Below are 14,536 nucleotides of genomic sequence, written 5' to 3'. Positions count from 1 at the left end.
AGCCTTGCCCGGCGTTTGTCGATCGCTCGAATCGAAGCGCTTCGACACAGGCTTCCGAGGTGCGTGATGGACCGCCCCGGTGGAATCTGATGGTCATGAACCGTAAGGGCGTGCGGGACAGCGGAGGGCGCGACGCGGAGAGGCTTCTGGACGACCTCTACGCGACGCCGCCACCCGATTTCGTACCCCGCCGGGAGGAGCTTGCCGCCCAGGCCAGGACGGAAGGGCGGGTGGACGATGCCCGCCTGATCCATGCCGCTCGCAGGCCCACGCTCGCGGCCTGGGCAGCGAACGTGCTGCTGCGCTCCCAGCCGGTCGCGAGCCGACGGTTCCTTGAACTGGGGCGGGCGCTGCGCGAGGCATACCGCACCCTGGACGCGGACGGCGTCAAAAACCTGTCCGAACAGCGCCGGAGCATCGTCTCCACCCTGTCCCGGCAGGCCGCCGCACTCGCCCGCGAAGCTGGTCATCCGCTGTCGGACGCGGCGCAACAGGAAGTCGCATCCACGCTGCAGGCCGTGCTCGCCGATCAGGACGCGGCGGACCGATGGGCCACCGGCCGACTGCAGAGCGCCCTCACCCCGCCCGCGGACTTTCCGTCCAGCGCCGCCGCCACCGGCGCGCCGCAGAAACCGACCCGAGCGCCGACCGCCCCGCGGTCGTCGGGGGCGCGGGCGAAGGAAAGAACTCCCCCAACGTCGCCGCCAGAGGCAGGAACAACTCACCCTGGCCCGCAAGGCCGCCAGAACCGCCGACCAGCGGCTTCGTCAGCAGCGCGCCGAACAAGAGGAGGCCGACGCGTCGATGGCGCAGGCCCGTGACCGGCGCGACCAGGCCCGTCAGCGGGTGGCCGCGGCCGAGGACCAGCTGCGGCAGGCACGCGAGGAGTCTCAGAAGGCCGAGCAGGAACAGCGGGCGGCTGAGAAACGGTGCCGGGCGGCGGCTGACGCTGTGGCCCGGGCCGAACGAGCGGCACAGGACGCTTCGCGGGAGGTCGAACGGCTGGCCACCCCCGTCAGATGACACCTGACGGCAGCCGGTGCACCAGGTCCGCCGCCACGGCCGGTGGCAGGGACGGGTTGGCTGCCGCTGCTTCCACCACCTGCCCGTCGGCGTCGTCGAGGAGTTCCACGATCACCGTCGGCGGCAGTGCCGGATGGCCGGCGGCCAGGTGCCTCGCCCGAGGGTCCGTCAAGCAGGCGAGCAGAGCTCGCGCCGTGGCGTTTCGGTGCCGTGCGATCTCGCGGAGCGCCTTCCGCGCGCCGGGTTCGTGCCGGGTCAGGTCCTCCAGCAGTGCCGGGCTCGCGTCCGGATTGGTCGCCACCCCGGTAAGGACCTGGACTCCGTGTCGGTCGACCATGGCGCGCAGCCGCGCCTCACTGAGGCCCGGGTGCGGAGCGATGGACTTGGCCACTTTCGCGTCGGCGTCGCAGGCCAGCGCGTCGCGGATCTCAGGCGGCAGATCGCGTCGCTGGGCCAGGAGCACGCGCGCGTCCGGGTTCGGCGACTGGGCCAGCTGCCGAACCTCGGCGGGAGACGCGGCGGCGATCCGCGGCAGCAGGGTGGTGCCGGTCCTGGTGGCGCCGGCCACACGGATCAGCACGTCGAGCGGCACGCGCGGGTTGTGCGCGAGCCCGCGCCGCACGTCGTGGTCGTGGTCGGCGGCCAGGGTGCGGAACAGGGCGTCGCCGATCGCGGGGTTCTCGGCGAGGTCGGCCCGCACACCGGGAGCGGGGTCCGCGGCCAGCCGGGCGCACACCTGAGGGGGCAGGTCCGGGCGGTCGGCGAGCGCCCAGCGCAGGAGCAGCGAAGGGTGGTCCGCGAAGCCGACGACGGCTTCGGTGGGCGTCGCCGGGTTGTGCAGTGCGGCCCGCTGTATGTCGTGCGTGGTGGACTCGTGGGACCCGTCGCAGGAGGCGCCCGGCCGCAGCTCGCAGTCGGGGCTCGGGCAGCCCGGCTCGTGCACGAACGGTGTCGCCGCACGGTCGCAGACCAGGCATCGCCGCGCCGCGGGCAGCCCCTCGCCGGTGATGAGCGCCGCCAGTACGTCCGGTGGCGTCGCCTCGTTGGCGGCCACCGCGAGCCGGACCTCGGCATGCGGATGCCCGGCGAGCGTGGCGGCCACTTCGGGTGTGGCCCACCACGCGAGCTCCGCGACGACACGGACGTCCGGGTCCGCGACGAGCGTCTCCACCACGTCGGCCGGGAGACCGGGGCAGGCAGCCAGCTTCTCCCGGTGTGTCAGGACCGGACTGGTCGCGAGGAGACGCGCCCACTCCGGTCTGCCGGCCTGTTCGTCGAGCATGGCCAGGGCGACGAAAGGCTGTGCCGTGGGATCGACGTCGGCGGGGGTCAGCAGGCCCTGGTACGCGAGCGGCACACCGCTCTCCTCGACGCGTGCGAACAACGCGGCCGCCTGTGTGTGGCTGAGGTCCGCCCGGCGGTCGAGGTTGATGGCGATGTCGTCGTCGGCGACCGCGATCAGCCGGTCGACCAGCTCGGACGAAAGAGCCGTATTGGCGGCGAGCCCGCACAGGAGAGGATTCACAGAAGGCATCCTGCCTGGACCGTGACCGATCGGCTCAGGATTTACCCGGCACCTGGTTGTCGGCGACCCCCGGCACCTCCATGGCGCGGTGCGCGGCGACATCGGCACGGAACTGCTCGGCCACAGCAGGGCAGCGCGCGGCTGTCGTTGCTGGGCGGAATCCCAGTTGCCGAACAGGCGCGCCGCCCCCGATCCTGAGGCCATGAGGTACGTCAAATGCGGCTGAGGCTGCGCCAGTTCAGGCTCCGGACCGGGCCGTACGAGCATCGTGTCGTCCAGCCCCGGCAGCCGCTTCGGCACACCTCCCTGACCGCCCCCGAACCCATCGGTCTGCTGCTCGGCGACCACGACGGGCTGAACCGGCTCGCCGGCCTGTTCTCCTTCGCCGCCTACTCCCGGCACACCATCGTCCACGTGCCGTTGCGCGACGGCGTCCCGCCCGACGAGGGGTTCGGTGAGCGGGTCGACCTCGTCCTCGCCCACCACACGCTCGGCCTGCGCCCCAGCAAGTGGCCCGATCTGCGGCGCAAGTTGGTGAACGGCCCCGCGCTGACCGTCCGCACCGACGAGGCCCGCACCGCCCGGGACGCCGCCTCCTGGCGAGAGCGCTGGGAGCAGGCAGGCTTCCGGGACGAGCTGCGGCACGCCACCCACGCCCGGACGTTCTTCCTGTTCGGCAGCCGGGACGTCTTCGCCGAGACCGCCATGGCCTTCTCCTGTGCGGCGGGCTGGGGCCCGCGCCACAAGCGCGTCGTCGAAGGCCACTCGGTGCTGATGTCGGCACTCCCGGCGCTGGTCCAGGCGCCGGGCGGCGGGCACCCCTTCGAGGTGATGATCTGCTTCAAGCCGTATCCGCCCTACGCCCACTTCAAGCGGCCGGGACGCTGAGCCGGCCGTCCCGGCCGGGCGCGCGGTCGGTACGGCCGATCACCGCGAACCGCTGTCGCGGGACGTCCGACCGGGGCTCTCGAAACACCCCCTAGGTGTCCCGTGGGGCATGAGTCCCCAGGAGGTCCTCCATCGCGGCCGACATTCCGGCGACCAGGTCACGCCTCGGGTCGATGAGCCACTGGAGTTGAAGCCCGTCCCACACCGCGACGAGGGCGCCCGCGATGCGTTCGGCGTCCCCGCGGTTGGAGATGCGGCCCTTGTCCTGGTCCCGGCGTACGGCGACGCCGAGGGCCACGATGACCCTCTCGTACCGGTTGCGGAACCACTCGTGTGCCGGGTGGTCCGGAGCCGAGGCTTCGGCGGCCATCAGGGCGAGCAACCTCAGCATCTCGGGCCGTTCGAGGTTGCGGCGGACGTACCGCAGGACGGCGAAGGTCACGCCGCCTTCGCGGGTGTCCTCTTCGAAGGACTGGATGCTGGCGGAGTCGGCGTTCTCGAGGACGGCCACCAGGAGCTCACTCTTGCTGGGAAAGTGATGCACCACGCTGGTCAGACTCAGGCCCAGCTGCTTCGCGATCTCGCGCAGCGACCCGCCCCGGTAGCCACGGGCGGCGAACACGGACGTCGCCGAGCTGACGATGTCCGCCCGGCGTTGTGCGCTCTTGGCGTACGGGCCTCGCCGAGCGGATGGACGAGCCGCCGTCTCTTCAGTCATGGCACCAACCCTATGGCGGTGAGTGACCGAGTCCGGCCGCGCCGCCTTCTTTCCCGGACCCGCCCGTTCGACCCCTGCTTGTCCGCCCCCGCTCGTCGGGCCCTCCTGATGAGCCGTGCACGGCTCCGGCGGGTGCAGCGACCGTGAAGATGCCCTTTTCCTCATGTTGAAAGTATGGCACTCGTTCGGGTTTCGCAGTACGGTCTCGCTCACCTGCACCACGGCGTGCGGACGAGCCGCTTACGCGTCGATCGGGTGGAGAGGAATCGAGCAACGGTGTTCATGTCAAAACTTTCGAAGGTAATGGTCGGCGGTCTGGCCGCCACGCTGATCCTGACCGGCTGCGGCCGGGCCGATAAGGGATCCAACCGGGGTTCCGCGGGTGCGCCCATTGGCGGCTCGCCGGCCACCGGCGACATATCCGTATGGGCGATGGGAACCGAGGGTGAGCTCCTGCCCAAGCTCATCGCCGGCTTCAAGAAGACGAACCCGGACGCGAAAGTGCACGTCACGGCGGTTCCATGGCAGGACTACACCAAGAAGGTGGAGACGGCGATCGCGTCCGGAGACACCCCTGACGCCACCCTGGTGGGCTCCGTCGACCTCCCGAACTTCGCCGCCACGGGCGGGCTGGACCAGGTCCCGCCTAAGCTCGTCGACGCGTCGGCCTTCTACAGCGGTGCCGTCCGGAGCACCACCGCCGACGGTGCCGCGTACGCCGTCCCCTGGTACGTGGAGACCCGCTCCCTGTACTACCGCAAGGACATGGCACAGGCCGCCGGGGTGTCCGCGCCGAAGACGTGGAGTGAGTACCCCACCTTCCTCGCGGCGCTCCAGAAGGAGGGCGCCAAGTGGGGCCTTTCGTTGCCCACCGGCGCGACGGCGAGCTGGCAGGGCGTGCTGCCCTTCATGTGGCAGGCCGGGGCCCGCGTCATGAACGGTGACAGGACCAGGTTCACCTTCGACACCCCCGAGGCGCTCAAGGGGCTGGAGTTCTACCAGTCGTTCTTCACCTCGAAACTCGCCAGCCGGAACGGCCCGGTGAGCCTCGGGGAGATCGAGCCGCAGTTCGTCGCCGGTTCCACCGCCGCACTCATCTCCGGCCCGTGGGAAACCGGACTGCTCAAGTCGGCCGGTGGGGCGTCCTTCGTCGGTGACAAGGTGGGAATCGCTCCGCTGCCGGCCGGGCCGAAGTCCAACGCGAGCTACATCGGCGGTGGTCACTGGGCCGTGTTCAAGGACGCCAAGAACCGCGACGGGGCCTGGAAGTTCGTGCGCTGGATGTCCCAGCCCGGCGTGCAGAAGCAGTGGTACGACATCTCCGGAGACCTGCCCGCCGTGCAGTCGTCCTGGAACCAGGGAGAACTGGCGACCGACCCCTTCCTGGCCGTCTTCCGGTCCCAGCTCAACACCGCGCAGCCGGGCCCGAACGTCACCACGTGGAAGCAGGTCACCGCGGTGGTCGACGCCGAGGCCGAAAAGGTGGCCAAGGGAGTCTCCTCGCCGAAGGCGGCCCTGCGGAGCATCCAGGCGAAGGCGTCGACGATCGGAACCGGAGGCCCGCGATGACGTCCGCGTCCGTGGAAACCGCTCCGCACCAGGGCACTCCCCGGCGAAGGACGGCGGCGTCGCAGATCGCCTCGCAACGCCGACGCCGCACACTGATCGCCTGGGCCTTCTGCTCCCCGTTCGTCGTGCTGTTCGCCGCCTTCGGGCTCTGGCCGGTCCTCTCCTCCCTGTCGATGAGCGTCTCCGACATCACCAGCCGGGACGTCCGCACACCGTTCAACGTCAACTTCGTGGGCTTCGACAACTACGCCACCCTGTTCGCGGATCCCACGTTCGTCCGGGCCGGCCTCAACACGCTCTATTTCGTCGCCGTGGGAATCCCCCTGACGATGGTGATCGCGCTCGCCGTCGCCGTCGCACTCAACTCCGGTATCCAGCGAGCCAAGGGCTTCTTCCGCGTGGCCTACTTCGCTCCCGTGGTCACCAGCATCGTGGCGGTGGCCGTCGTCTGGAGGTACCTCTACAAGCCGGACGGGGTGGTCAACTCCGTGCTCTCCGCGGTGGGAATCAGCGGGCCGGACTGGCTGAACGACCCCGACTGGTCGATGCCGGCGCTCATCATCATGGCGGTGTGGCGCACCTTCGGCATCCCCATGGTGATCTTCCTCGCGGGACTGCAATCGGTGCCGGCCGAACTGCACGAGGCCGCACGCATCGACGGCGCTTCCCGATGGCGCGCCTTCCGCAGTGTCACCCTGCCGCTGCTCAGGCCCGCCACTCTGGTCGTCGCCGTCCTTCTGAGCATCAGTTATCTGCAGTTCTTCGAAGAGCCGTTCGTCATGACGAGCGGTGGCCCTTTGGACAGCACCACTTCGATCAGTTACTACGCCTACCAGCAATTCGGCTTCGGCAACTATGGCGTGGCTTCCGCTGCCTCGTACGTACTCGTGGCGGCTATCGCGCTGCTGAGCGTCGTCCAATTCCGAATCTTCCGAGCGAAAGCCTGACATGACCCTCATCGCTGCTAGGACGAGGCCGGCAGACCGGGCAGTCGGTTCACGCCGCCGCTTTCCCGTCAACCATGTTCTTCTCTACTGCGCCCTGACCGCGGGTCTCGTCGTGACGCTGGCGCCGTTCGCCTGGATGTTTCTGGGTTCGATCAAGCCGACGGGTGAAATCGTCGCGCATCCGAGTACCTGGCTGCCACAGTCCCCGACCTTCGCCAACTTCGAACAGCTGCTGTCCAAGCAGAACTTCGCACTGTATTTCGTCAACAGTGCCGTGGTCGCGCTGGCCTGCGTGCTGGGGAACCTGCTCTTCTGCTCGATGGCGGGGTACGCGTTCGCGAAGATCGATTTTGCCGGGAAACGCCAGCTGTTCGGTCTCGTCCTCACCATGCTGATCATTCCCGGAGTCACCACATTCGTGCCGCTGTTCGTGCTCGTCAGCAACATGGGGCTGAGCAACTCCTACCTCGGATTGATCCTGCCCTTCCTGGTGACACCGTTCGGCGTGTTCATCATGCGGCAATTCATTCAGGACATCCCGGATTCGCTGGTCGAGGCGGCTCGCCTCGACGGCGCGGGCGACATGCGCATCTTCCTCAGGGTGATTCTGCCGCTCACCCGTCCCGCTCTGGCGACCCTTGCGATCCTGACGTTCCTCGGCCAGTGGAACAACTTCCTGTGGCCACTGGTCATCGCGCAGACCGACGATCACTACACCTTGCCCGTCGCGCTCGCGCTGTTCTCCGTGGGAGCCAACAGCACCAATTACGGCCTGCTGCTCGCCGGCGCGGTAGCGGTGGTCGCTCCGATCATCCTGCTCTTCCTGGCCCTGCAGAGGCACTTCGTCCAGGGGATCGCCAACACCGGCATCAAGTAGGGCGCGACAGCGCTCCCCATGACTCGAACGCCGCGCGAGCAACGCGCGGAGAACTGGAGAACCAACGATGCTTCGTCCACAGGACGGCCCCACCCGCGAACAACGCTCCCTGGGCGGCTTGTGGAGGTTCCGGCTGGACGCAGAGGGAGCCGGCCGCGTAGAAGGCTGGTGGCGGGAACCCCTCGCCGGGGCGGCGGACATCCCGGTCCCGGCCAGCTACAACGACATCTTCCCCGAGTCGGCGGTCCGCGACCACGTCGGTGACGCGTGGTACCAGACCAGTGTCTGGGTGCCCGACCGGTGGGCGGGGGAGCGGATCGTCCTGCGATTCGACGCCGCGACGCATCGCGCGACCGCCTGGGTCAACGACACCGAGGTCGCTCGGCACGAGGGCGGCTACACCCCGTTCGAGGCCGACGTCACCGCACATCTGCGGCCAGGAACCGAGAACCGTGTCACCGTCGTGGTCAACAACGAACTCACCTGGGAATCGATCCCGCCGGGCCGTATCGAGGAACGTGCCGACGGCCGCCGGGTGCAACGCTACTTCCATGACTTCTTCAACTACGCGGGCCTGAACCGGCCGGTCTGGCTGTACACCACGCCGCCCGCGCACATCACCGACATCACCGTGACGACGAGCTTCGAGGACACCACGGGTGTCATCGCCTACCGGGTGGACAGCACCGAGGGCTCCCAGAGCCGGTCGATCCGGGTGTCGCTGCGGGACGCCTCCGGCGCACAGGTGTCCGCGACCACCGGCGCGGCGGGCACCCTGCGGGTACCGGACGTGCACCCCTGGGCTCCCGGCGACGGGTACCTCTACGAACTCGAGGCCACGCTGCTGGACGCCTCCGGCGAACTCGTCGACAGCTACCGCCAGCCCGTGGGCGTGCGCACCGTGGAAGTGCGGGGCAAGGAGTTCCTGATCAACGGAACCCCCTTCTATTTCAAGGGGTTCGGAAAACACGAGGACGCCGCGGTGCGCGGCCGGGGCCACGACGACGTGCTGATGGTGCATGACTTCGCGCTGCTGGAGTGGACCGGCGCGAACTCGTTCCGGACCTCCCACTACCCCTACGCCGAAGAGGTCCTCGACTACGCCGACCGGCAGGGCGTGGTGGTCATCGACGAGACCGCGGCCGTCGGCCTGAACCTCAACATCGGCGGAGGCATCTTCAAGTCCGGCAGTCCGGTGTCCACGTTCTCCCCCGACACCGTGGGTGAGAGCGCCCAGCGCACCCACCTGCAGGCGCTGAGGGAACTCGTGGCGCGCGACAAGAACCACCCGAGCGTCGTGTTGTGGTCCGTCGCCAACGAGCCCGACAACGTGCAGCCGGAGGCACGCGACTACTTCGCGCCGCTGGCGCGGGAGGTGCGCCGCCTGGACCCCACCCGGCCCGTCGCCTACGTCAACGCGCTGATGGGATCACCGGACCAGTGCGTGGTCACCGACCTGTTCGACGTCGTCCTGCTCAACCGTTACTACGGTTGGTACTTCGGCGCCGATGACCTGGAGGCGGCCGAGACGGACCTGGAGGCGGAGCTGCGTCAGTGGGCCGAGCACGACAAGCCGATCGTCATCACCGAGTACGGCGCGGACACCTACTCGGGTCTGCACAGCGTGGTGCCCGGCCCGTGGACCGAGGAGTACCAGATCAAGCTCCTCGACCTGTACCACCGGGTGTTCGACCGGGTCGACGCGGTCGTCGGCGAGCAGATCTGGAACTTCGCCGACTTCGCCACCGCGCCCGGCGTCTTCCGCGTGGACGGGAACAAGAAGGGTGTCTTCACCCGTGAACGCCGGCCCAAGGGTGCGGCCTTCACCCTGCGGACCCGCTGGCGCAAGACCGACTGAACCGACTGCGAGGGGCGGGCCGTGGTCGGTCCGCCCCCCTCAGCGATGGCTCACTCCGCCTGCCTGGGCGGACACCACCTAAGGAGTCACCTCCGCGTTCTCGTACTGCTTCGCGGGTTCGGGTTCGGGCGCGGCCTCCGGCGGGGTGAACATCAAGCGCAGTCCGAGGGTGGCGCAGAGCGGGCCGAGGGCACACATCGCGGCGGCGCTGACGAACGCGGCGTCCAGATGGCCGGCGTCGTAGCCGAAGCCGCCGAAGTACGTGGCGAAGACGGACGCGAAGCCGAAGAACATGCCCGGGATGAGGGAGAAGGGGCGCAGCCGGCCGGTGGCCAGCAGGGTGCCGTTGACGACGAAGATCACCACGGCCAGTGCCAGGGTCTGGGCGAAGGCTCCGGTGCCGAACATCGTGCCCGTCTCCCGGTTGAGCAGCACGGCCACCACCCCGAATCCCGCACCCGTGGTGGTCGCGGTGATCATGGCGATCGCGTTGGAGCGGCTCGGACCCCCCTGAAGGAACGTTCCTGCCCAGGTGATGAAGATCGCCCACGTCGGCATCTTGAGCGGGCTCATCAGCAGGAAGACCGTGGCGAAGGCGACGATCGAGGCGCTGACCTCGTGCGGCAGTCTGATGCGTCCGGTACGGACCGTTCGTACGGTGCTCATGGCTAGGCCAACCCGCCCGGCTTGGCCAGCAGTTCCCTGATGCCCGTGTCGATGAACTCGGTGTCCTTGGGGCTGCTGCCGCCACCGGCGAAGTGACCCCAGATGCCGGGGATCACGCGCAGTTCGGCGCCCGGGATGTGGCTGACGGCCCAGGCCTCGTCCTCCGGCGGGAAGTAGAGGTCCTTCTCGGCCGGCATGTCGAGCGTGGTCGCCTTGATGGAGCCGAGTGCCGCCTCGGTGTCCCCGTTGAATCCCGGGGTGAGCCCCACGTCGCCGTTCTGCCAGGTCCAGAGCATGGCGAGGAGGTTGTTGGGGTCGCGGCCGTCGAGGAAGAAGCCCTCCCAGAAGCCGACCAGGAAGTCCTCCAGGGAGGTGAAGCCGAGCTTCTCGTACTCCTTCTCCCAGTAGAACGCCTGCGAGAATCCCCATCCCGCGTACACCCGGGCGAGCGCCCGCAGTCCGGTGGTCGGCCACTTCTCCTTGTCGTACCAGCCGCCGGCGAAGACCGCGTCGGCGGTCAGCGCGGCCTTGACGCCCTCCAGGAACACCTTGTTGTGGAGGCTGGTGCGCGGGGAACCGCAGAAGGGGGCGATCCGCTCGACCATCTCCGGGTAGCTGACGGCCCACTGGAAGGTCTGCCCCGCGCCCATCGACCAGCCGGTCACGAGAGCGATCCTCTCGATGCCGAACTCCTCGGTGACCAGCTTGTGCTGGGCCTCGATCTGGTCGTACACCGTGATGTGCGGGAAGCGGGCCCGGTCGTACGGTGGCGGGGTGTTGCTCGGCGAGGTGGACAGGCCGTTGCCGAGCATGTTCGGGACGATGATGAAGTACTCGGCCGGGTCGAGGGCCATGCCGGAGCCGATGAGCCACTCGTTGTCCCAGTGCCGCCCGGAGTACCAGGTGGGGTAGACGATCACGTTGGACTTGTCGGCGTTGAGTTCACCGTAGGTGGTGTAGGCGAGGTGCGCGCCGCGCAGGGTGGCGCCGTGCTGGGTGGTGAAGTCACCCAGCTGGAAGGTGAGATGGTCGCTCATGGGGCTGCCTTTCAGGGTTGCGGAACCGGGAGGCCTCGTACGGCTTTCAGGAGGTGACGGCGCACTGGCCGCGGTCCGCCTTCCGCGGCCCCTCGGCGGTCGGCCGGATGTCGAAGTCGAAGATCGCCGTGGGGAGGTAGAGGGTGCTGCACGCGTTCGGGATGTCCACGACGCCGCTGATCCGGCCCTCGATCGGGGCCGAGCCGAGCAACAGGTAGGCCTGCTCGCCGCTGTAGCCGAAGGTCGTGAGGTAGTCGACGGCGTTGAGGCAGGCGTTCTTGTACGCCATCGTCGCGTCGAGGTAGTGGTTGGTGTCGGTCTCGTGGTCGACGGAGATGCCGACGAACGAGATGAACTCGGTGTACTGGGGCGCCACGTTGCCCGGCATGAAGATGGGGTTGGTCGTGACACCGTACTTCTCCATGCCGCCCTTGATCAGGTCGACGTGCAGGTCGATGAAGCCTCCCATCTCGATGGCGCCGCAGAAGGTGATCTCGCCGTCGCCCTGGCTGAAGTGCAGGTCGCCGCCGGACAGGAGGGCGCCGGGGACGAGGACGGGGTAGAAGACCCGGGAGCCGCGGGTGAAGTTCTTGATGTCGTGGTTGCCGCCGTTCTCGCGGGCCGGGACCGTGCGGGCGCCCTCGGCGGCGATGCGGGAGGCGGCCTCGCCGGCCGCCGTTCCGGCCAGTGCGTTGTCGGCGAGCGGGGGCAGGGCGAGGGCCGGCACGCGATGGGGGTCGGTGTCGATGAGAGCTTGCTCGCGGGCGTTCCAGCGGGCCAGCAGTTCGGCTGAGGGCGCGGTGCCGAACAGGCCGGGGTGGGTGATGCCGGTGTAGCGGACGCCGGGGAGGTGGCGCGAGGTGGCCTGCTGGCCGTGGAAGTCCCAGACGGCCTTGTACGAGTCGGGGAAACGGTCGGTGAGGAAGCCGCCGCCGTTGTTCTTGGCGAAGACGCCGGTGTAGCCCCAGCCCTCCCCGGAGCCCTCGCCCTGTGCCTGCGGTACGGGGCCCAGGTCGAGGATGTCGACGACCAGCAGGTCGCCGGGCTCGGCGCCCTCCACGGCGATCGGGCCGCTGAGCATGTGGGCGTGGGTGAGGTCGACGTCGCGGACGTCGTTGGCGGAGTCGTTGTTGCCGATCTGGTTGTCGGTCCAGTCGCGGCACTCGATGCGGAGGTCCGAGCCCGGCTTCACGGTGACGGCGGGCGGGATGTCGGGGTGCCAGCGGTTGTGGCCGGGGACCTTCTGGTCGCGCATGGACATGGCCTGGTCGACGCTGAAGACGACGTCGGGCATGGGGTGCCTCCAAGGACAGGTGGGCCGAGCGGCCGGTCAGGGCTTCGGCAACTGGGCGTGCCGGGGATCGGCGTGCGGGGCGGGGCGACGGCGGGACGGCGGCACCTCGGTGACGACGCGTGGTTCGTGGGCGCTGGCTTCCTGGGCGCGCAGGGCGCGGGCCAGCGGAGTGGACGTGCGGCTGAGCATCGGAGCGGTGAAGACGCGGCGAGCCTGGTCGCCGCAGGCCTCGCAGGCTTCTTCGGACAGGGCGCGGCCGATCGGACGGATCACGTCGAAGGGGCCGCAGTCGGCGCAGTGGTATCGATAGGTGGCCATGGACAACCAACCTCCCAAAAGCTTCGAGAAAAAAGTATTTCCGACCGAAGCAATTGGGCAAGGGTGGGGCAAGTTACGTCCATGTAAAAGGATGACCGCGCCGGGATGTCGGCTACGGCAGCTGCTGGAGCACGTCCCACCGCAGCCCGTCGGCCGCGGCGAGGAACACACGCTGTTCGAGGTGGCGGTCCTGGATGCGGACCGTGCCGCGCGGAGACTCGTACTCGAGTCCCTCGGCGGCCGCCTGGATCCGGGTCACGTCCACCGTCTTGGCCCGGCGCAGCAGCTCGATGAGCATCCGGACACCCTCGTAGCAGGACTCGCCGAGGCTGTTGAGGACCGGGGCCCGGGGCCCGAACCGGCGTCCGTAGGCGGCGGCGAAGTCGAGGCCGGACGCGGTCGGCAGGTCCTCGAAGTACCCGGCCGAGGTCATCAGGCCCCGGGTGTTGTCCGGGCCGGTCGCCAGCAGGACGTTCTCCTCGATCAGCGAGCTGAAGCGGATGTGGTCGCGGTCAAGGCCGGCGGCGGTGAACGCGCGGTTGAAGAGGACCGCGTCGTCACCGATCAGCAGCATGAGGACGGCCTCGCAGTCACTGGCCGCGACCCGGGCCAGGACCGGGCCGAAGTCCTTGGTGCCGAGCGGAACGTACATCTCGTCGCAGACCTCGCCGCCGAGTTCGCGCAGGTAGCGGTGGGCGGCGCGGGCGGAGGAGCGGGGCCAGACGTAGTCGTCGCCGACGATGGTCCAGCGCCGGATGCCGAGTTCGCCGGCGAACCACCGCAGCGCGGGCCGCAGTTGACGGCCCGGGGTCTCGCCCGTGAGGAACACGCCGGGGGACCGCTCGCCGCCTTCGTAGAGCGCGGTGTAGACGTACGGCACGCGGCCGTCGATGCGCGGGGCGACGACCTCGCGGACGGCGGAGATGTGCCAGCCGGCCACCGCGTCGACAACCCCGCCGGAGACCAGCGCGTCGACTTCGCTCGCCACCTGCTCGGGCGGTGCGCCACCGTCGACGAGTGACAGTCGCAGCTCCCTGCCCAGCACGCCGGACTCGGCGTTGACCTCCTCGGCCGCGAGCTGGGCACAGCACTCACAGGACGGGCCGAAGATCCCAGCCGGCCCCTGGAGGGGGACCACCAGGGCGACATCCAGCGCGTCCCCGGTCCGGCCTGCCGGAGAGCCGAGCCGGACAGACGCCTTCTCGATCATAGGCGCTCACACTAGCGATACGTTGCTACGAGAATATTTCGCAGCGATAAGGAAATGACTGTATCGTGGAACCGCCTCAGACGTACCCTGTCTGCCGCGCGAGACCGTACGAAGCGACCGTTGCAGCCCCCCACACCCACCACGAATCTTGGCAGGGCGATGACCACGACCACCCCCACTGTCGCAGCCGAACTCGACCTGGCGCGAGCCCTCACGCTCGTGGAACGCTCCGTCGTCCAAAGGCTCGGTGAGGCGCTGAAGGCGGAGGGCGCGACGCTCGAGGAGTGGCGCGTGCTGTCGTTCCTCGGCGACGGCGCCGGACATCCGATGACCGAGGTCGCCGAGTCGGCCCTGCTGACCGCACCGACCCTGACCAAGGTCGTCGACCGCATGGTGTCCCTCAATCTCGTCCTGCGCCGGGTGGACGACGCGGACCGGCGGCGAGTCCTGGTGTTCGCGTCGGAGCGGGGCAGCGAGGCGCTGACCCGCTGGACGGCGGCGGTCGAACGCGAGCAGGAGCTCATCGTGACGGCCCTCGGCTCCGAGGAGACGGCCCTGCTGCGGACGCTGCTGCAACGGGCCGCGAGGCGGCTGGGCTGACGGACC

The 14,536-nt window shown here is 69.2% G+C and carries 15 protein-coding genes; 8 read left to right on the top strand and 7 right to left on the bottom strand.

The features are described 5' to 3' along the window. Positions 1 to 95: 95 nt before the first annotated feature. On the top strand, positions 96 to 821 hold the full coding sequence (locus tag ACFYRY_RS24210; protein ID WP_389149231.1) for a hypothetical protein: 726 nt from the start codon (positions 96 to 98) through the stop codon (positions 819 to 821). Then, positions 805 to 1,023, top strand: a complete 219-nt coding sequence (locus ACFYRY_RS24205; protein WP_389149228.1) for a hypothetical protein — start codon at positions 805 to 807, stop codon at positions 1,021 to 1,023. Before ACFYRY_RS24210 ends, ACFYRY_RS24205 begins: the two co-directional genes overlap by 17 nt. Here the strand turns inward: ACFYRY_RS24205 and ACFYRY_RS24200 are convergent. After that, on the bottom strand, positions 1,016 to 2,548 hold the full coding sequence (locus ACFYRY_RS24200; RefSeq protein WP_389149225.1) for a hypothetical protein: 1,533 nt from the start codon (positions 2,546 to 2,548) through the stop codon (positions 1,016 to 1,018). The two genes, ACFYRY_RS24205 and ACFYRY_RS24200, sit on opposite strands and share 8 nt — an antisense overlap. A 216-nt stretch (positions 2,549 to 2,764) precedes the next feature. Here ACFYRY_RS24200 and ACFYRY_RS24195 point away from each other — a divergent pair, with 216 nt between their 5' ends. After that, complete coding sequence (locus ACFYRY_RS24195) at positions 2,765 to 3,436, top strand: hypothetical protein (RefSeq protein ID WP_389149222.1); 672 nt, start codon at positions 2,765 to 2,767, stop codon at positions 3,434 to 3,436. Positions 3,437 to 3,527: 91 nt separating this feature from the next. On the opposite strand, the gene ACFYRY_RS24190 is transcribed toward ACFYRY_RS24195, so the two are convergent. Next, positions 3,528 to 4,154, bottom strand: coding sequence for a TetR/AcrR family transcriptional regulator (locus ACFYRY_RS24190; protein ID WP_389149220.1), 627 nt, complete (start codon positions 4,152 to 4,154; stop codon positions 3,528 to 3,530). A gap of 282 nt (positions 4,155 to 4,436) precedes the next feature. Between ACFYRY_RS24190 and ACFYRY_RS24185 the strand changes: the two genes are divergently transcribed. The 4 genes from ACFYRY_RS24185 to uidA all read left to right on the top strand — a co-directional run bounded on the left by ACFYRY_RS24185 (position 4,437) and on the right by uidA (position 9,405). After that, positions 4,437 to 5,723 (top strand): sugar ABC transporter substrate-binding protein, encoded by a 1,287-nt coding sequence (locus ACFYRY_RS24185; protein ID WP_389149217.1) that lies wholly within the window; start codon positions 4,437 to 4,439, stop codon positions 5,721 to 5,723. Further along, positions 5,720 to 6,670, top strand: coding sequence for a carbohydrate ABC transporter permease (locus ACFYRY_RS24180; protein ID WP_389149214.1), 951 nt, complete (start codon positions 5,720 to 5,722; stop codon positions 6,668 to 6,670). Before ACFYRY_RS24185 ends, ACFYRY_RS24180 begins: the two co-directional genes overlap by 4 nt. A 1-nt stretch (position 6,671) precedes the next feature. Continuing rightward, positions 6,672 to 7,547, top strand: a complete 876-nt coding sequence (locus ACFYRY_RS24175) for a carbohydrate ABC transporter permease (protein ID WP_389149211.1) — start codon at positions 6,672 to 6,674, stop codon at positions 7,545 to 7,547. A 67-nt stretch (positions 7,548 to 7,614) separates the two neighbouring features. Then, positions 7,615 to 9,405 carry a beta-glucuronidase gene (gene uidA / locus ACFYRY_RS24170; RefSeq protein ID WP_389149208.1) on the top strand — a complete coding sequence of 597 codons (1,791 nt, stop codon included), beginning with the start codon at positions 7,615 to 7,617 and terminating at the stop codon, positions 9,403 to 9,405. A 78-nt stretch (positions 9,406 to 9,483) separates the two neighbouring features. Here the strand turns inward: uidA and ACFYRY_RS24165 are convergent, their stop codons facing one another. The 5 genes from ACFYRY_RS24165 to ACFYRY_RS24145 form a co-directional block, all read right to left on the bottom strand. Beyond that, positions 9,484 to 10,071, bottom strand: a complete 588-nt coding sequence (locus ACFYRY_RS24165) for a DUF1097 domain-containing protein (protein ID WP_389149205.1) — start codon at positions 10,069 to 10,071, stop codon at positions 9,484 to 9,486. A 2-nt stretch (positions 10,072 to 10,073) separates the two neighbouring features. Next, entirely contained in the window at positions 10,074 to 11,108 is a 1,035-nt protein-coding gene (locus ACFYRY_RS24160) for an alpha/beta fold hydrolase (RefSeq protein ID WP_389149203.1), read from the bottom strand. 46 nt (positions 11,109 to 11,154) lie between these two features. After that, positions 11,155 to 12,402, bottom strand: a complete 1,248-nt coding sequence (fmdA, locus tag ACFYRY_RS24155; RefSeq protein WP_389149200.1) for a formamidase — start codon at positions 12,400 to 12,402, stop codon at positions 11,155 to 11,157. Between the two features lie 36 nt (positions 12,403 to 12,438). Further along, a complete protein-coding gene (locus ACFYRY_RS24150; protein ID WP_389149197.1) occupies positions 12,439 to 12,720 on the bottom strand; it encodes an FmdB family zinc ribbon protein in 282 nt (93 codons plus the stop codon). A 112-nt stretch (positions 12,721 to 12,832) separates the two neighbouring features. Next, on the bottom strand, positions 12,833 to 13,930 hold the full coding sequence (locus ACFYRY_RS24145) for a substrate-binding domain-containing protein (RefSeq protein ID WP_389149194.1): 1,098 nt from the start codon (positions 13,928 to 13,930) through the stop codon (positions 12,833 to 12,835). Positions 13,931 to 14,089: 159 nt separating this feature from the next. Between ACFYRY_RS24145 and ACFYRY_RS24140 the strand changes: the two genes are divergently transcribed. After that, positions 14,090 to 14,530: a MarR family winged helix-turn-helix transcriptional regulator gene (locus tag ACFYRY_RS24140; protein ID WP_389149192.1), complete on the top strand. Its 441-nt coding sequence runs from the start codon at positions 14,090 to 14,092 to the stop codon at positions 14,528 to 14,530. Positions 14,531 to 14,536: the final 6 nt, after the last annotated feature.

It is taken from the genome of Streptomyces sp. NPDC005263, assembly GCF_042872365.1.
GTDB lineage: Bacteria > Actinomycetota > Actinomycetes > Streptomycetales > Streptomycetaceae > Streptomyces.
This window is presented reverse-complemented; position numbering and strand designations above follow the sequence as displayed.